Annotated in this window: 15 protein-coding genes; 13 read left to right on the forward strand and 2 right to left on the reverse strand. The window is 53.5% G+C overall.

Annotated elements, in window-relative coordinates:
- Nucleotides 1-14: 14 nt before the first annotated feature.
- The 11 genes from VMF88_14345 to VMF88_14395 all read left to right on the forward strand — a co-directional run bounded on the left by VMF88_14345 (nt 15) and on the right by VMF88_14395 (nt 14,670).
- The gene (locus tag VMF88_14345) at nt 15-398 is read left to right on the forward strand and encodes a response regulator (protein HTY12237.1); all 384 of its coding nucleotides are present in this window, start codon (nt 15-17) and stop codon (nt 396-398) included.
- Between the two features lie 68 nt (nt 399-466).
- Nucleotides 467-3,370 carry a response regulator gene (locus tag VMF88_14350; protein ID HTY12238.1) on the forward strand — a complete coding sequence of 968 codons (2,904 nt, stop codon included), beginning with the start codon at nt 467-469 and terminating at the stop codon, nt 3,368-3,370.
- Nucleotides 3,371-3,399: 29 nt separating this feature from the next.
- Complete coding sequence (locus tag VMF88_14355; GenBank protein ID HTY12239.1) at nt 3,400-4,521, forward strand: hybrid sensor histidine kinase/response regulator; 1,122 nt, start codon at nt 3,400-3,402, stop codon at nt 4,519-4,521.
- Between the two features lie 35 nt (nt 4,522-4,556).
- Complete coding sequence (locus VMF88_14360) at nt 4,557-5,651, forward strand: response regulator (GenBank protein HTY12240.1); 1,095 nt, start codon at nt 4,557-4,559, stop codon at nt 5,649-5,651.
- A 60-nt stretch (nt 5,652-5,711) separates the two neighbouring features.
- Nucleotides 5,712-6,431 carry a hypothetical protein gene (locus VMF88_14365; protein ID HTY12241.1) on the forward strand — a complete coding sequence of 240 codons (720 nt, stop codon included), beginning with the start codon at nt 5,712-5,714 and terminating at the stop codon, nt 6,429-6,431.
- A 109-nt stretch (nt 6,432-6,540) separates the two neighbouring features.
- Complete coding sequence (locus tag VMF88_14370) at nt 6,541-8,052, forward strand: amino acid permease (GenBank protein ID HTY12242.1); 1,512 nt, start codon at nt 6,541-6,543, stop codon at nt 8,050-8,052.
- A 40-nt stretch (nt 8,053-8,092) separates the two neighbouring features.
- Nucleotides 8,093-8,653, forward strand: coding sequence for a hypothetical protein (locus VMF88_14375; protein HTY12243.1), 561 nt, complete (start codon nt 8,093-8,095; stop codon nt 8,651-8,653).
- 63 nt (nt 8,654-8,716) lie between these two features.
- Entirely contained in the window at nt 8,717-10,966 is a 2,250-nt protein-coding gene (locus VMF88_14380) for a GH92 family glycosyl hydrolase (protein HTY12244.1), read from the forward strand.
- Between the two features lie 102 nt (nt 10,967-11,068).
- A complete protein-coding gene (locus VMF88_14385; protein ID HTY12245.1) occupies nt 11,069-12,160 on the forward strand; it encodes an efflux RND transporter periplasmic adaptor subunit in 1,092 nt (363 codons plus the stop codon).
- 2 nt (nt 12,161-12,162) lie between these two features.
- On the forward strand, nt 12,163-13,398 hold the full coding sequence (locus tag VMF88_14390; protein HTY12246.1) for an ABC transporter permease: 1,236 nt from the start codon (nt 12,163-12,165) through the stop codon (nt 13,396-13,398).
- A gap of 30 nt (nt 13,399-13,428) precedes the next feature.
- The gene (locus VMF88_14395) at nt 13,429-14,670 is read left to right on the forward strand and encodes an ABC transporter permease (GenBank protein ID HTY12247.1); all 1,242 of its coding nucleotides are present in this window, start codon (nt 13,429-13,431) and stop codon (nt 14,668-14,670) included.
- A gap of 26 nt (nt 14,671-14,696) precedes the next feature.
- Here the strand turns inward: VMF88_14395 and VMF88_14400 are convergent, their stop codons facing one another.
- Nucleotides 14,697-14,927, reverse strand: coding sequence for a hypothetical protein (locus VMF88_14400; GenBank protein HTY12248.1), 231 nt, complete (start codon nt 14,925-14,927; stop codon nt 14,697-14,699).
- A 108-nt stretch (nt 14,928-15,035) separates the two neighbouring features.
- Nucleotides 15,036-15,341: a helix-turn-helix transcriptional regulator gene (locus tag VMF88_14405; GenBank protein HTY12249.1), complete on the reverse strand. Its 306-nt coding sequence runs from the start codon at nt 15,339-15,341 to the stop codon at nt 15,036-15,038.
- Between the two features lie 78 nt (nt 15,342-15,419).
- On the opposite strand from VMF88_14405, the gene VMF88_14410 reads away from it, so the two are divergent.
- Entirely contained in the window at nt 15,420-15,845 is a 426-nt protein-coding gene (locus VMF88_14410; protein HTY12250.1) for a hypothetical protein, read from the forward strand.
- 190 nt (nt 15,846-16,035) lie between these two features.
- Nucleotides 16,036-18,588 carry a glycoside hydrolase family 20 zincin-like fold domain-containing protein gene (locus VMF88_14415; GenBank protein ID HTY12251.1) on the forward strand — a complete coding sequence of 851 codons (2,553 nt, stop codon included), beginning with the start codon at nt 16,036-16,038 and terminating at the stop codon, nt 18,586-18,588.
- Nucleotides 18,589-18,633 lie beyond the last annotated feature (45 nt).

Here is an 18,633-nt window from a genome sequence, read left to right on the forward strand (position 1 = left end):
GAAAGGACGTGAATATGAGTAAAAAGATCTTGTTGGCTGAAGATGACGAAGACAACCGCGACCTGGTGACCTTTGTGCTGCAGCGGAGCCGGCTCGGCGCGGAGCTCGTCATCGCAGAGAACGGCCAGGAGGCGGTCGACAAAGCGATCGAACATCTGCCGAGCCTGATCCTGATGGACATGCAGATGCCGGTGATGGACGGATGGACAGCGATCCCGATCCTAAAAGGGGATACGCGGACGAAGCACATTCCCATCATCGCTTTCACCGCGCAGGCAAAACCTGAGGATAAGGCGCGGACACTCGAGATCGGCTGTGCGGAGCACTACTCGAAGCCGATGGACCCGGAAGAGCTCATCACCCTCATCCGAAAATATCTCGCGGACCAGCCCGCGTAACGGACGGCGATGGATATTTTCTTTCATAGCATTTACGGTGTCTCATTCTCATTGAGTAGGAGAAGACCATGCTGAAGACAAAATTGTATTGGAGAGTCCTTGCGAATTTCGCGTTCCTCCTCGTCATTTTGACGGCGATGACCCTCCTCACGCTGTACCTTCTTGCCGAGATCGAAAAGAATTTTGGGTCGACGTCGAGCGAGATTCGCACGCTGACGAACGTCGAAAATGTCCGTCACGTGCTGGCAGAAGCTCCCGATCAGGCGAATCTTTACCTCCAAACCGGCGACGAATCCGCAAAGGCATCGTATCAAAATGCGGTGAAGGAATTCGACGATGCCATGTCCGTGGCCAGCAGCAGCGTCACCGACAGCCTTCTCGCCCCGTCGTTTCTAAAAGTGAAGACCCTGACCTACCAGTGGATCCAGGAAATAGGGGATAAGAAAATCAAGCTCGGTACAGATAGAAAAAGCGGCATCAACATCGAGGCGGACGTGGCCTCGGTCGGCAATGCCGAAATAAAGACCCACTACCTGACCGATGCGCGCCTGCTCATCTACGATATGTCGAAACAGCTCTCCTCCGCGCAGGAGCACAACCTCGACCGCGCGACCAATTTAGGCCGGGATCTGGCGACATTTATCGGTCTCGTCAATATCTTGCTGGCTGTCTTTGCGGTGGCGCTCGGGTTCGTTCTGACGCGCCAAATCACGAACCCCGTCCGCGTCCTGAAAGAGGGGACGCAGAATATCATGGCGGGAAAATTCGACCCTATCAATCTCAATCGGTCGGATGAGCTCGGCCAGCTCGCAGCGGACTTCAATAAAATGTCGACGATGCTCGGGAATAACTATACACGGTTGAACGCCTATTCCGAACTCGTCACCGCGCTGAACGCGTACGCCGATCTCAACACCATTCAGTATCGGAGCTTGCAGCTCCTGTGCCATCACGCGAAGGCGACCGTCGGGGCGCTCTATCTGATGAACGAGGAGAACAACCTGCTCGAGCTTTCTGCCGGCTATGCGCTCAAGGAAGGGGGAGCGAACGTGAGGTCGTTCGCGCTGGGCGAAGGAATACCCGGTCAATGTGCCGCGGAGCAGCGCGTGCTGGAGATCAAGAATATCCCGATCCTCTCCGGTTTTTCCGTCGACACCGGACTCGTCGAAGTCGCTCCGTACTCCGTCCTCGCCGTACCGATCGTCTTCCAGGATAAGGTGCTCGGTGTTCTGCTGTTGGGCTCGATGAACCGATTCGACGAGCTGCAGAAAGAGATCATCAACAATTCCGTTCCCCAGCTCGGCGTTGCGATCACGAACGCGAGAAATTTCGATGCGTCCCAAAAATTGACCCGCGAGGTGGCGCAGAAGAACGAGGAATTGAACGCGAAGCACATGGAGCTTGAAAAGGCGTACCGCGTAAAATCCGATTTCCTTGCAAGCATGTCGCACGAGCTACGCACGCCGTTGAACTCGATCATCGGATTCAGCTCGGTGCTGCTCGGCCCCAACGGCGACCCGCTGACGCCCGACCAGCATATGGCGCTGGAAAAAGTTCTACGCAACGGGAAGCATCTGCTCCAGCTCATCAATGATATCCTCGATTTTTCGAAGCTCGAATCGGGGCGCATGACCGTGAACGTCGACGCGGACGACGTGCCGAACGTCGTCGCGAACTCCGTGATGGCCGTCGAAGGACTGCTGAAGGGGAAGGATATCGTGTTGAAGCAGAACATCGGACAGAACCTCCGTCCGCTGCAGACCGATACCCTCAAGGTGAAGCAGATCCTCGTCAACCTCCTGAGCAATGCGGTCAAGTTCACCGAACGGGGGGAGATCGTCGTGACGGTCCTCCAGCAGAACGGCATGGTGTCGTTCTCCGTGAAAGATTCCGGCATCGGCATCGAGCCGAAAAATTTTGGGAAAGTGTTTGAAGAATTTCAGCAGATCGACAACAGCAACACCCGGAAGTACAAGGGAACAGGCCTGGGATTGCCGATCTCGCGGCGCCTTGCACGGATTCTTGGCGGCGACTTAACGGTCGACAGCGAATTCGGCAAAGGTTCGACGTTCACGCTCGCGATTCCGTCTGTCTTCCCCGAAGAGCTGCGCGAAAAATTGGAGAGGCCTGCGCTGCCGACGGTCTCTCGTCCCGCCGCGCCGCCGCCGGCCCCCCCGGCTCCGAAACCGACCGCCCCGATCGTTCCGCCGGCTCCACGCCCGGCGCCGCCCGCTATGGGGACCAGTACCCGCGTGCTCTGCATCGATGATGATCCCGACGTGATCGAGATTCTGACGAAATATCTCGTCCCGGAGGGATACTCAGTGGTCGGCGCAAACTCCGGGGACGAGGGCATTAAGCTTGCACTCGAACAGGCGCCAGCGCTCATCACCCTTGACATCATGATGCCGAAAAAGGACGGATGGCAGGTCCTCCGTGAATTGAAGGCCAACGATAAGCTGAAAGACATTCCTGTCATCATTCATTCGATCATCGACAACAAGCCCCTCGCAATTTCATTGGGCGCGATCGATGTCATCGCAAAACCGGCCGAGCCGAAAAGGCTCCTGTCGCTCGTCCAGCGCGCTGCCGGGTCCGGCGAGCATTTTGTCCTTGTCGTCGACGACAACGAAGATTTTACCACAGCCGTGAAAGGGCTGCTCCAGACGGAAGGTTTCAAGGTCGAAGTCGCCAACGACGGGCCGAAGGCGCTTGAAATTCTCGGCAAATCGACGCCGTCAATAATTTTCCTCGACCTCGTCATGCCGCAGATGGACGGCTTTCAAGTGATCCAGCAGCTCCAGCATAATGAAACATGGAAAAAAATTCCCGTTGTCGTCCTTTCGGGCAAGGAATTGACGTCCGAAGAATGGGAGAAACTCAACGCCTACGCGAAAGACTTCGTGAAAAAAGCAGAGTTCACGCAGGGGACTCTTTCGAACACTATCAAACAGATTCTGCGAAAGACGTAACAAAAGTATCTTTCTGAAAGGGTGGAACCATGGAATATCCAGAACCAACACTATTAGTCGTTGACGATACGGAAGACAACCTCGATCTTTTGGAGTTTGCGCTCAAAAGGAAGCCGATCAAAATGCTCCGCGCATCGAGCGGCCGGCAATGTCTCACGATCGCACAGGAAAAGAATCCTGACGTTATCCTCCTCGACATCCAGATGCCTGAGATGGACGGTTTTGAAACGCTGATGCACTTGCGCGCGAACCCCGTCACGTCCAAGATTCCCGTTATTTTTCTCACCGCGCAGCGGAAGGATGCGAGCAGCATCGAGCGGGGATTGGAGCTCGGCGCGGATGAATACCTGACGAAACCGATCGATACCGAGGAACTCCTTGTCCGGACCAAGATGCTTGTAAGGCTGGTGCGCGTGGAAAGAGAGCTCGAGCGGACAAAGGCCGACTTTATGGCCATGCTGGTCCATGACCTGAGGAGCCCGTTGAACGGCATCAAAAGCGTCATCGATTTTTACCGCGAGATCCGGGACCAGGACAAACAATTCACCGCGGAGCAATTGAGCCTGCTCGATACCGCAGGCGATTCGGCGCGCCGTATGCTTGAATTGATCAACGACATCCTCGACCTGTCGAAATTTGAAGCAGGCAACATGACCCTGGACAAGCAGAAGATCGGCGTGTCGATCATCCTCGACACCGTATGCCGCGAAATGGAACTTCAGTTCAAGCAGAAAAATATTGCCCTCGTCAAGAAGTACGGCGACAAGATCCCCGACGTCGTCGTGGACGCCGAGAAGGTCGCTCAGGTGACCATGAATCTTCTGAGTAACGCGATGAAGTTTACAAAGGCCGGCGGCTCGGTGACGGTGGTGTCATCGGTGGAACAAGAACCCGCAAGTGCGGTCGCCCAGGCGAGGACGTTCGTCAAAGTAAGCGTCACGGACACCGGGGTCGGAATCCCGGCGGAAGAAATTCCGCAGCTCTTCGAGCGCTACAAGCAGGTTTCGTCGGCAAAGCGGACGAAACAGAAAGGAACCGGGCTCGGCCTTTCGATCTGCAAGCTCATCGTTCAATCGCACGGCGGGAAAATGGGAGTGGAAAGCGAAGTCGGGAAACGCACGACGTTCCATTTTACATTGCCGACTGAATAGACAACAATATTCCTTCAACCTATCTCTAAACACGTATGAAAGATAAAATCCTTGTTGTAGACGACGAAGACAGCCTCCGGATGACGCTCAAGCTTCGCCTTCAGGCCGCCGACTTCGATGTCCAGGTGGCACAGGACGGGGAGGAGGCTCTCGGAATCCTCAAGAAAGGATCCATCGACCTTGTGCTTCTCGATATCAATATGCCGAAGATGGACGGTATCGAAACGCTCGGTCACGTGGTGCGGGATTATCCGTGGACCGAGATCATTATGCTGACCGGCTTTGCCGATTTCTCGACGGCGATCGACTGCCTTAAAAAAGGGGCGAAGGACTATCTTGTCAAGCCGATCGAAATGACCGAGCTGATCACACGGGTCCGGTCGACGCTGAGGGCAAAGACATCGGAGCGCGCGTTCAAGGAATTGCAGCAGCGGTATATGTCGACCTTTTTCCACGATCTGCTCGGACCGCTGACCACCGTCGATTCGACCGTCGAACACCTCATCGAAGGCAAGTCGGGATCCATCACGAAGGAGCAGGCCATGCTCCTCCGCTACGCCGGAGAGCTGGCGGAAAAGATGGTCCAGCGGGTGAAAGAGATGATCGACTTGTCCCAGTTCGAGGCAGGGCTCGTTGTTGTCGAAAAAAAGCCGCTCGATATTCCGATCTTTGCCGAGATGATGTGCGCGCGGTACGAGATTCTCGCCAAGGCGAAGGACATTAGGCTGGAAAAGAACATCGAAAAGAATCTCCCCGCGGTGAACTTTGATTTCGACAAAGTTGCGCAGGTGTTCAATAATATTTTTGACAATGCGATCAAATACTCTCTCCGCGATGGAGTGATCGCGATTACGGTAAAGAAAAAAACCGAAGAGGAACTCGGGCAGAAGAAGGAATACATTGTGTTTTCCATCAAGGACAACGGCATCGGGATCCATCCCGATGAGCTGCCACTGGTCTTCAACAAATACAAAGAACAGCTGACCTCGAAGCCTGCAGACTTGAAAACCACGGTGCTCGGCCTCGCCATCTCGCGGCATATCGTAGAGGCGCACGGCGGCAAGATCTGGGTCGATTCAGAGGTCGGCAAGGGAAGCACGTTCAGCTTCTCGCTGCCGGTGAAGAACTAGCTCTATAAACGATAGCATCGATAAGCGCCGCGGCACGTGTAGGGTGCCGGACGGAACGATATGAACCCAACAGCACATCCTGATACTATCCAGTTTCGGTATACCTTCGAGTTCGAGAATCGTGAAGTGAAGGTGTTCGAAATTACCTTGAACGGCGAATCGCTGGAACTTGTCCATGAAAAAGACCTTCCGAAACCGGAATGGACGAAGCTCAGTTTTTATCCCTGCGAACATTGCCCGCTCGCGCCGGAATCCGAGCACTGTCCTGTCGCCGTCAATCTTTCGCAGATCGTGACTGAATTCAAGGACTCCGTCTCGCACGAACGGACGCGCGTGACCGTCGAAACGCCCGAGCGGACGTATATGAAAGACACCACGCTGCAAAAAGGGCTCAGCTCGATCATCGGCATCTATATGGTCACCAGCAATTGTCCCGTGATGGACAAGCTTCGTCCGATGGTCCGCTTTCATCTCCCGTTCGCCACTCCGACTGAAACCCTCTTCCGGACCGTCTCGACCTACCTGACGGGTCAGTTTCTGTTGATGCGCGACGGCAAGAAACCGGATTGGGAGATGGAGAAGCTTGTCGACCTTTACAAAGCGATCTCAGCGGTCAATAAAGGAATGTCCCGCAGGATTTCGAATGCTTCCGTGAAAGACGCGAACGTCAACGCCGTCATCATCCTTCACTCGTTCGGGGATGCCGTGCCGTATTTTATCGAAAACGGTTTGGATGAGATCAGGCATTTTTTCGATATTTACACGAAAGACGACCGTTGACGGACTCGCGAACCTGCCTTGAAAACTTTGTGGCATCTGCGCCGGCCGTTTGCTATATTTTTCCCCGTCCCCTCAAGCTTCTCACTATCCATTAATTGGAGCGCACTGAATGGCAAACAACCTTTTCGCAAAAAAACCTCTCTCACTGCTTCTTGAAGAGATGAAAGGAGAGAACAGACTTCGCCGGGTCCTCGGACCGGTGACGCTGACGAGCCTCGGTGTCGGGGCCATCATCGGGACGGGAATATTCGTCCTCACCGGCGTCGCGGCGCATGATAAAGCGGGTCCGGGGCTCGTCCTTTCGTTTGCGCTTGCCGGAGTTGCCTGCGTCTTTGCGGCATTATGCTACGCCGAGTTCGCATCGATGGCGCCGGTGGCGGGGTCTGCCTACACGTACGCTTATGCGACGCTCGGCGAACTTTTCGCATGGATCATCGGATGGGATCTTGTGCTTGAATACGCCGTCGGCTCTTCGACGGTCGCCCATGGCTGGTCGGCGCACTTCCAGGATCTCTTAAAGAGCTTCGGCATCGTTCTCCCGTATTCCTTTGCGAACGCTCCTTTCGATTTCAATCTCGACACGGGACATTTTTTCGCGACCGGCGCTTTTTTCGACGTGCCGGCCATCGTTATCACGGCGATCATCACGACGATCCTTGTCATTGGCATCAAGGAAAGCGCAAGGTTCAACGCTGGGATGGTGATCGTCAAGCTCGCGATCGTCCTTTTTGTGATCGTCGTCGGCGTTTTTTATATCGACCCGGCGAACTGGCGGCCCTTTGCTCCGTTCGGATATACGGGAATCGGTTTCTTCGGACATACGTTGTTTGGCCAGGCAGGACCCAGCGGTGCTCCGGTCGGCGTGCTTGCAGGTGCGGCGATCATTTTTTTTGCGTACATCGGGTTCGATTCAGTGTCGACCCACGCAGAGGAAGCACGGGAACCTCAGAAGGACGTCCCGATCGGAATTATTGCATCGCTCATCATCTGCACGCTTCTCTATATCATTGTTTCCGGCATCCTCACGGGCATGATACCGTATGACAAGATCGACATCAACGCTCCGGTCTCCAATGCATTCGCTCAAAAAGGGCTGCCATGGGCCCGGCGCATTATCGATGTCGGCGCCATCACCGGAATTACTTCAGTCCTCCTGGTGATGATGCTCAGCCAGCCACGCGTTCTGCTCGCGATGGCGCGCGACGGCCTCGTTCCTACCAGCTTTTTCGGCGCGGTCCATGACAAATTCCGCACTCCGTGGAAAGCCACGATTCTCACGGGAGTTTTCGTTGCGGGAATGGCGGCATTTCTGCCGCTCCGGATCCTTGCTGAGCTGACGAACATCGGAACACTGCTCGCGTTCGTCATCGTCTGCACGGCGGTGTTGATCATGCGGCGCACGAACCCCGATGCCGCCCGACCGTTCCGCGCGCCGTTCGTTCCGCTCGTGCCGATCCTCGGGATCGTGAGCTGCCTGATCCTGATGTTTTCTCTCCCGGCAGAGAATTGGTACCGGCTGATCATCTGGCTTGGATTGGGGTTCATCATCTATTTCGGTTACGGCCGCTATCACAGCGTTATGGCGAAAATTCGGGCGGCCGAAGCAGCGGGCAAATCCTAAATAACGTTCATTTATTCAGCATCACAGTAGGAGGGTCATCATGACACAACTCCATTTTCTCTGGCTTCCCATCTTATTGTCGTCTGCGATCGTCTTTATCGTCAGTTCCATCATCCATATGCTCTCCCCCTGGCATAAGGGGGACTATCCAAAATTGGCGACCGAAGAGAAGGTGTTGGATGCACTTCGGCCGATCGACATTCCCCCCGGCGAGTATATGATGCCCCGTCCTGCGAGCAGGGAAGAAATGCGTTCCCCGGAGTTTACGGAGAAAATGAAGAGAGGTCCCGTGGTTATGATGACGGTCTGGCCGAAAGGTCCCGTTTCAATGGGAATGAACTTGGTCATGTGGTTTCTTTACACCGTCGTCATGGGATTCTTCGCCGCCTACATCGCCGGAAGGGCGCTCCCCATCGGTGCGCCGTATCTCCATGTGTTCCGCTTTGCGGGAGCCACGGCGTTCATCGGCTATTCGGCAGCCCTGTGGCAGTCCTCAATATGGTACAACAAACCCTGGGTGGTCAACATCAAATCGACGGTGGACGGATTGATCTATGCGTTGTTGACCGCAGGCGTGTTTGGGTGGTTGTGGCCGCGATGATATAAGCCGCGTCTCAAAATTCGTTGTGGAAAATATCACTGTCACCAACCGGCGTTTGATGCCATGAGATTTTTGCGAACGCCATTCTTCTTGCTGGTTTCTGTTCTCTGGCTCCTGCCCCTTTCCGCAGGAGCTCAAGAGAATCCTGTTGATTACGTCGATCCGCGGATCGGCGCTTCGGGGGACGACAGCAATTGCAACATTGGTCCTCAGCTTCCTTTCGGCTCTATCAACCCCGCTCCGGAAACACCGAACTCAAATCAAAACGGATACAATCCCGCCCAGCCGATCCGTGGATTTGGACAGTTGCATGTCAGCGGAATCGGCTGGACAAAATACGGCGAGGTCTTTGTTTCACCGCAGGTCGGCCTCGCCGTCGGTGAACTGGAACACGATTCACCCAAAGCTGATGAGGTTGTCTGTCCATACCGGTATGGCGTCACGCTCACTCGGTATGCCGTTCGGGCCGAGGTCGCACCGGCGATGCATTCCGCGATCTATCGCTTTACATTCCCCGAGACGGACGCCGCCAGCGTTATTATCGATGCAACACATAACATTCCGATGGACATCGTCCCGTATGTCGGTGGAAAAGTTTCGTATGCATTTGTCTCCGTCGACAGTGCCCGCCATAGGATCTCGGGAGGGGGGAGGTACGAAGGAGGATTCGGTGCTGCTGCATACAACGTATACTTCTCCGCAGAATTCACCGCCGCTTCCGCGGGCTGCGGAACATGGCTGAACGGGAAAATTTCATCGTCCAAGACGGCTGAGTTTCTGATGCAGGCGAACGATCGCGTCGGCGGTTATTTTGAGTTTCATACGGCTGCGAACGTCCCCGTGCAGATGAAGATTGCAGTCTCATTGAAAAGCGTCGACCAGGCGGCGTATTGGCTTGAGCATGAAATTCCCGGATGGAATTTCGACGAGGTCAGCCGGGCGGCGGAAACTGCCTGGAACCGGGCGCTGGGAAAAATTCGTGTCGGAGGGGGAGATTCAACGGCAAAGAAGTTGTTTTATACCGCGCTCTATCATTCGATGTTGATGCCGCATAACCGGACGGGCGATATTCCGGGTTTTGCCGATACGGTGCAGGCGTGGGATGACCAATATGCCGTGTGGGATACGTGGAGGACGATGTTTCCGTTGATGTTGCTAATCCAGCCTGACATGGTTCGCGGGAATATCCGCTCGTTCGTCGCGCGGCTGAAGAAAAACGGAATGGTCAAAGATTCGTTCATCGGCGGAGTCGACATGATCGAAGAGCAGGGGGGCAATGATGTCGATAATATCATCGCCGACGCGCGTGTGAAGAAGCTTGACGGCGTGCTATGGGACGATGCCTATGCGGTGATGAAACACAACGCCGACTTCGATCGGCTCGGCTTCCAGGGGTTTGGCAACGCCGGCATTGTCGATTCCGTGATGGCAAGCTATAAGGTCCGCGGATGGATTCCAGCGGGGAATATGTCCTGCTCGAAGACGCTCGAATACGCCTATAACGATTTTTGTGCCGCTGAGGTTGCTCTTTCGTTAAATCGTAAGGAAGACTTCGAAAAATATCTGGGAAGGAGCAAACGCTGGACGAATCTTTGGAATCCCGAAGCTGTCAGCGATGGGTTCAAAGGGTTCATCACTCCGAAGGATGCCAACGACGCGTGGGTCCCCTTCGACCCGCGGCATTACTGGGCTTCATGGAAAGAATATTTCTATGAAGGCAGCTCGTGGACATATTCCTATTTTGTTCCGCATCAGTTTTCTACCCTTGTGAAATTATCAGGGGGAAAAGAAATATTTGCCGCAAAGCTGACTCACGGTTTGCAGGATACGCTCATCGATTTTTCGAATGAGCCGGCTTTCCTTGCCGTTCAGACATTTCAGTATGCCGGGCGCCCCGACCTTGCGAGTTTTTGGGTGAGAAAGCTTGCGAAGGATGGATTCACGCTCATCGGCGTTCCGGGGAACGACGACAGCGGTGCGATGAGTTCGTGGTACGCCTTTACGGCGATGGGGTTCTTTCCGAATGCCGGTCAGCCGATCTATTACCTGACAGGGCCGATGTGGAAGAAGGTATCCGTCGAGCTTGAAAACGGCAAAACGCTCCGCATCGATGCGCCGGAGGCCTCAGAAAAAAATATTTATGTGCAATCGTGCGAGGTCAACGGTAAAAAATGGAATCACTCGTGGATTGACCACCGCACTATTATGGACGGCGCCTCTATAAAATTTGAAATGGGGCCAAACCCATCAGCATGGGGGCAGAACGACTCAACCCTCGTTGATGGCGTCGATTACCTGCTCCGCCCGCAATAGCTTTCTCCTTTGCTTCGTGCAACATTTTCTCCCAACTATCCGTATTGATAGCAAGTCTCACTCTGAGGACTTCCTTTCACTGCCACATTTTCAAGGCTTTTTATGAAAAAGAAGATATTCATCTCCTCTTTCGCGGTTGTAGGGTTGACTGTTGCGGGCGTTCTTTTCTTCGGGAACTCGAAAAGTTCCAAGGAGACCGAGCTTCCAAAAGTGAAGATCGCGCGGGGCAATATCATCGATAAGGCCCTTGCCGTCGGAACCATCGAGCCCGAAAACGAGATCTCCGTCAAGTCAAAAGTCGGCGGTGTCGTGAAGCAGATCTTCGCCGATGCGGGGACGTATGTCAATGCCGGAGACAAGCTCCTCGAGGTAAAGCCCGACCCGGCTCCGCAGGAGCTGGCAGATGCGAAAAGAGGAGTGCAGCTTGCGGAGGTCGAGGTCGCAAATGTTTCGAAGGACCTTGCCCGCGAAGAGGAGATGTTCAAGAAAAAAATGATATCAAGCAAGGAATACGAGGACGCCCAGCGCAGAGCTCAGGAAGGGGACCTCCATTTGAAGATCGCCAAGGAAAAGCTCGCTCTTCTTGAAAGCGGCCGGGTCAGCATCGGGAACACCGAGATCGAGTCTATCATCAAAGCTCCGATCAGCGGCTACGTGCTCAGCAAGGCGGTCGAGGTCGGCGACCCGGTGACTCCGTTGACGACGTACCAGGAAGGAACGGTCCTGATGAAAATGGCGAGCATGGAGCGGCTGCTCTTCAAAGGGACCGTGGACGAAATCGATGTCGGCAAGTTGAAAGAAGGAATGCCGACCGAACTGAAGGTCGGGGCGCTTCCGAACGACACGATTCCCGGAACCCTCAGAAAAATCTCCCTTAAGGCGGATAAGAAAGAGAACGCTACAGTATTTGCGATCGAGATTCTGATCCCCAAAACGAGCAACGCAACGTTGCGGGCGGGATACTCGGCAAACGCCAACATCATCATCCAGAAGAAAGAGAACGTCCTCATGATCCCCGAGCGTGTGGTGACCTTCAGAAACGATTCGGCCATCGTCAACATAGCGCTCGGTGCCGGCAGAGAAGAGCAGCGTGCCATTAAGACCGGACTCAGCGATGCCATTAACGTTGAAGTGATCGACGGGCTGAAAGAAGGGGATGAAGTGTACGAGAAACCGGTGAAGAAAATCGATTAGCCATGGACCAGCTGCGCACGATCTTAAAGGAATTTATTCTCGACCTTCGCATGCAGAAACTGCGCGTGTTTCTCACTGTTTTCGGCATTACGTGGGGAACGGTCGCGATCATTGTCCTCATTGCGTTCGGGCTTGGATTCAAGAAGCAGCTGAGCGCCAACATGCACGGGATCGGAGAGAGCATAGCGATCATGTTTCCCGGCAAGACGACAAAAGTGTACGAGGGGTTCGGCACCGGAAGACAGATCTCCTTTATAGAGGATGACGCAGCACTCATTCAAACCCAGGTTCCCGCGGTTCGGGCGATAAGTCCCGAGTACATCAAATATCGCGTCCCCGTTCATGTCGGACAGAATATTTTGAATCCGGCGATCACCGGAATTTATCCGATCTACGGCGAAATGAGGAACATTATTCCCGAGCCCGGCGGGCGTTTCGTGGACGATCTCGATATGAAAGAGCGGCGGAGAGTTGTTATTCTTGGCGATAAGGTCAAACAATTTTTGTTCGGCGAAACAGAGGCGGTGGGGCGGATCATCTATGTCGCCGATGTTCCGTTCACCGTAATCGGGGTCATGCAGAAGAAGACGCAGAATTCGTCGTACCAATCGCGCGACCAGGACCGGATCTTCATTCCCGCATCGACATATTCCTCTGTGTTCGGCCAGATTCATCTCCAGAACATCATCTTTCAGCCGAGGGATCCATCCCGGGCCGAAGAAGTCGACGATCAGGTTCGCGAAGTTCTGGGGAAGCGTTACCGGTTCGACCCGACAGACCACGACGCCGTGTGGATATGGGATACCAACAACTTCGATAAATTTCTTTTCTATTTTTTCCTCGCTTTCAATTTGTTCATGGGTTTGATCGGAAGCTTTACGCTGGCCGTCGGCGGGATTGGGGTCGCTAACATCATGTATATCGTCGTGCAGGAGCGGATCAAGGAGATTGGCATCAAACGCGCTGTTGGGGCGAAACGATGGAATATCCTGTTCCAGTTTTTCATGGAAACATTTTTCATCATCGTGATCGGCTCCTCGATCGGATTTGCGATCGCGTACGGGATCATTCAATTGATGCAGTTTATCCCCATCCAGGAATTCGTGGGCACGCCCGTGCTTTCGCCCGAGGTAGCAGCGGCGACGGTCTTTGTCCTCGCTGTCGTCGGCTTTGCGGCCGGCGTTATGCCCGCCCGCCGTGCGGCGAACCTGGACGTCGTCGAATGCCTCAGAACATAGTGCAACTCACTTCACCCTAGCGGCCGAATCATGTGGCTTGAACTCTTAAGAGAATTTTTTTACGACCTGAACGCCCACCGCACACGAGCCATTCTGACGCTTGTCGCGATCATATGGGGAACGATCGCCGTCGTCCTTCTTCTTGCCTTCGGTGAAGGCCTCACCGACAGGCTCACCGCCGGATTGATCAACGCGGGCAACCGGATCATGATCGTCTTTCCGGGCGAAACGGGATTGAATTTTGAGGGCCTGCCAAAAGGAAGACGGGTCCGCATGGTTGAAGAAGATGTTGCAATGCTCGAGCAATCGATCCCCGCGATCGAGACCGCAAGCCCCCAATACCGGACCAATATCACGCTCACCTACAAAAAACTCTCGATGACGACCGAGTGCGAAGGGGTGAACGCGGAGTTCGAAGAAATGCGGCGCATGTACCCCGCCGGCGGCGGAAGATTCCTGGATAAGCTTGACGTCGCGGAACAGAGGAGAGTGATCTTTCTCGGCCCGAAGATCGCAAAGGATATTTTCGGCGACGAAAATCCCGTCGGGAAGGTCCTTCTGGCGGACGGCATTCCGTTCACGGTTGTCGGTATTATGGAAGAGAAACTTCAGACCTCGATGAATAACGGTCCCGACGACCGCCGTGCGATCATGCCGTACTCGACCTTTCGGACAATGTATGGGAATCAGTATGTGAACTCGATCGTCGTCCGGCCGAGCGATCCCGAAAAACAAAAACTGGTCAAAAGCGAGCTGTACAGAGTTCTCGGGAGAAAGTACCGCTTTGATCCGTCCGACGAGCGGGCGCTCGGGATCTGGGATTTTATCGAGAATGAAGCGATCAATAGAAAGGTCGGATTGGGAATTTCCATCTTCCTTGGATCGGTCGGATTTTTGACGCTGCTGATCGCTGGGGTCGGCGTTGCCAACGTCATGTACGTCGTCGTCAAAGAACGGACGAAAGAGATCGGCATCAAAATGGCGATCGGCGCCAGAAAAGGGTACATCCTTTTTCAGTTCATCTTCGAGGCGCTTCTTATATCGTTTCTCGGCGGATTCATTGGCCTCATGTTCTCCTGGGGTGTCATAGCGGCGGTTCGAACGATTCCCGCCGATGACGGACCGATGCAATTCCTCGGCAGGCCGATCCTATCGGTCAATATTATGCTTCTGACGACGGGGATTCTCGCTCTTATCGGCGTACTTTCGGGATTTTTCCCGGCGCGGAAAGCGGCGAACGTTGACCCGGTCGAATCTCTCAGGTACGAATAATAGGGTGCCGTGAAGATTTGTCCCGGCTATGTGGCGGCCGTGGGAGTCTTTCGCGCGAAGAAAGGATGCTCCTTCGCGTCGCTCACTGTTTTTTCCCCTTCGAGTACATCCTTGATTTCCATTAATTCTCTCTTGCAGGAAGAGCATTCCATGACATGATGTCTGATCGGCTCTTCCAGCATGTCCACGAGATCGAGAAAAATTGCCTCCACATACAAAGCGAATTCCTCTTCGGTCAAATGTCCTGACGTCTGCATGCAATCCCCCTACTCTTCAACGTTGTTTCCAAACATCATTTCAACCATCGAAGCGGCCTTTCGTATTGCCTTCGTCCAAGAAAGCATTCACCTGTAGAGACTTCGGGTTCAAATTTCAGAGTTCCCTTTGACGGGCCGGACCGAATTCAGCGATAAGGCCGAATCATTCTGAAGAAATGCTTCTTCCAGTCCATCGAGCGGAAAAAGTGCTGTGATCGGTTTCCGTAATGCCCCCGCTATCTTGACCGCTTCCCGAATGCTCGGATCATACCCCTGATTGACAATCCTCTGCAGCCGCTGGTATTGGATGTTCGTGACGGCGGCCAGCCACGTTAGTTTCCTTCCGTCGTTCTTCAACACATTCTTCAGCGCGGTTGACGAACTCTTCTTTTGTTTGTTTTCGTTTTTTTTCATATCATTTGCGGTCAAAAGTAAACGTTCGCAATATAATAATTAATTATACTTTTGTCAAGAACGAAACGAATCATTATAGTGAGTGAGAAAGCTGAAATAGCGGCCCGGTTGCGCGAAGAGGCGGTTGCCCGATATGGTTCGATCAAGGGGCTTGCCGACGCCGTTCAAAAAAATCAACAATACCTCAACGTCTATCTTTCGGGCATTAATTCGCCCGGTCCCAAGTTCCGTCGCCTTCTCGAAAAGGCCGGACTCGATGTTGCGTACATCATGTCCGGAAGGAGAGAAAAAGATGCCGCGGACGGATCCCGCGACATGCTCCAAATATTACAGTTGATGAAAGACAAGGGGATCAGGACCGTGGAAGAATTACGGGAGCGGCTGGAGCGTGATGAGATGATGAAACGGATCCTTGGCGCCGATGTGTATTCGGCATTTCTGGAAATCGTCGCCGTGAAAGAAAAGCAGATCAAATACGCGCCAAGAAAAAAGCCGCGGACGTGAACGTCGGTCCCGTTCATCCTGCACGCACGTCCCCCGACCTCCCCTTGAATCCATCCTGTCAGTTCGCTATATTCTCCGCAGTCTTTTCGGCTGCGAAGACTGGCAGAGAATAACTCTCCGCAGATTTCTACTCATTGCCGCATCTCCATCAACGATTGATCCAATGATATTCACGTAAGGGGGAATAGTAATGAAAGCAATCCTGGAATTATTTTTTATCGTTTCATTTTGTGCCGTCGCAGTAACGGCGCAAGAGGAGGGCCAGACAATGCCCGTCGTTATTCCTACGCCTCAACAGATCATCGTGAAAAATGCACATTGTAAGATCATGCCCGGAACAAAGATTGTTCTGGGGGCGAATTCAAAGCAGGAACAATTTGCCGCGCAGCAGATCAATGAGGAGCTCGCCGGGTTAAAGGAGGCTCCGTTGAAGGTTGTGGCTGAGCAGTCCCTGCGAAAACTCCCCGCGAGCTATATTTTTATCGGAAGCCCTTCGTCGGACTTCGGACGGCAGTTCCTGCACGAGAGAAAAGAAGCGCTGAAACCGGAAATGAAGGAAGAAGGATATCTTCTCGATGTGGATCCGGGGAGCATCGTTATTGTTGCCGAATCGGAGAGAGGGAAATTCTATGCCGTCACGTCGCTTCTCCAGTTGATGCATCGCGAAAAGAAAAGCGTCATTGTCGATGCTGTCTCGATAGAAGATTATCCTCTCGAGAAGAACAGGGGTATCAGCGACGACATCAGCCGGGGACAGGTTTCCACGGTGGACAATTTCAAGAAAATCATCCGCTTCCTCGCCCGCTACAAAATGAATACCTTCAGCCCTTATGTGGAGGATATGTTCGTCTTCAAGAACCATCCTCTCATCGGAAAGGGGCGGGGTGCGCTGACAGTGCAGGAAGTCAAAGAGATCGATGCGTATGCAAAGAGATATTATGTGGATGTGATTCCGACATTCGAAACTCTCGGCCATTGGGAGAATATTTTGGCGAAGCCGGAATATCTTGGATATGCGGAGTTCCCGGGCGCACAGACGCTCAACGTCTCCGATGAAAAAGTCTATTCGCTTTTGGATGAAATGATCGGCGAGTTGTGCGATGCGTTCAGTTCGCCGTATTTCAACATGGGAGCGGACGAGTCGTGGGACGTCGGCCTGGGAGCCAGCAAAGAACGGGTTGCAGCGATCGGCATTGCTGCTGTTCACGCCGAGCACTATAAACGGGTCGCTGATATCGTCAGAAAATACGGAAAGAAACCGATGATGTACGGCGACATCATCCTTAATCATCCGGAAATCCTCCGGCAAATCCCGAAGGACATTGCCATTGTCGACTGGCATTACGACGCCTCGTTCCGTTATCCGAGTGCAGAGGTTTTCAGGAAGGCAGGATTCCCGTTTGTCGCATCCCCCGCGGTATGGACGTTCACGGGACCGTTTCCGAATTTTCTTACCACGTTCGTGAACATCAGGAACTTTAATCGCGATGGCTTCGCCAACGGGTCGCTTGGGCTCCTGACATCCAATTGGAACGATTACGGCGGGGAAGAACTGCGCGAACTGAATTATTATGGATATGCCTGGACAGCCGAGTGTGCGTGGCAGCCGTTGGGCGCCGACGTTGAATCGTTCAACAAGGCATTTTTCACGAAGTATTTCGGCGAGAATGATTGCAGCGACATTCAGACTGTCTACACCATATTAGCCGACCCGGCGAACGACGTCAGCTGGCAGGAGATGTGGCGCCATCCGATGCTGCCGTTCCGCGAGCGATCGCAGGAAGAAGGTTACCAGCCGTTGGCGGTCCGGGTTCAAAGTATACGGTCGACAATACCCCTCGCTTTGTCGTTGCTCGCAAGGGCAAAAGGGGATATCACGCACAATGACGACCAGCTCCGCTATCTGGAATTCATAGCGCGGCTGGATCTGTGGTTTGCGAAAAAAATAGAAGTGCAGGAGAAGGTCAAGCAGCTGAGCGCATTGGGAAATGCCTCCGCTAACAAAGACTCAATCGCTGCGCTGATCATTGACCTTTGTTCGGACGTTGTTAAAGATCTATCCTCGCTAAAGAGCGAATTCGAAAGACTCTGGCTTGCGACCAATAAGTCAGCGGGACTAGAACTGCTGCTCCTGCGGTACGACCGGCAGGCGGCATATTGGCAGGAAAAAATCGACCAAGTGAAGCGCGGAGATTTTTTGGTGAACCCGGAACTTGAAAGTGCATGGATCTACCATCCCAGGGCGCATCCGGGAAAGAAGGATTCCTCGCAAGTACAAAAAGCGTATTTCAGAAGATCTTTTCTGGCTCCAAAAAATATCCGCTCTGCAACATTGCAGTTGATCGGAGATACCCATGCAAGAGTATCGGTCAACGGGAAAAGCGTCGGCGAAGTGTATGCGCGGCCGTCCAATTCTCTCAGCGTTGAGCACCAGCGAATAAAGTTGTTTTCCGTTTTGCCGATGCTGAATGATTCATCAAATTGCATTGCGGTCGAAGCGGAAACTTTTTCTCCCGACGGGTCGGCCGGAATAAATCTCTACTGCGAGCTGGAGCTTGCAAACGGCTCTGTTCAAAAAATCATGACGGACGGGTCCTGGAAAGTTTCGGATAGCGCGGCGGGAAATTGGACTTCGGCCGTATACAACGATTCATCGTGGACCGGGGCCGCGGTGATCCCTTTTCCCGCTGTCATCGTGCGTCCCAATTTTGCTGCGGGGAGAGGTTCGTGGATAGAACGATAGCGGAAATTTCCATGGCCCGAGGTTTGTTGCAGATGTAGTCATCCG

This window comes from Bacteroidota bacterium (assembly GCA_035506275.1).
Taxonomy (GTDB): Bacteria; Bacteroidota; Ignavibacteria; order UBA10030; family UBA8401; genus JAGVPT01.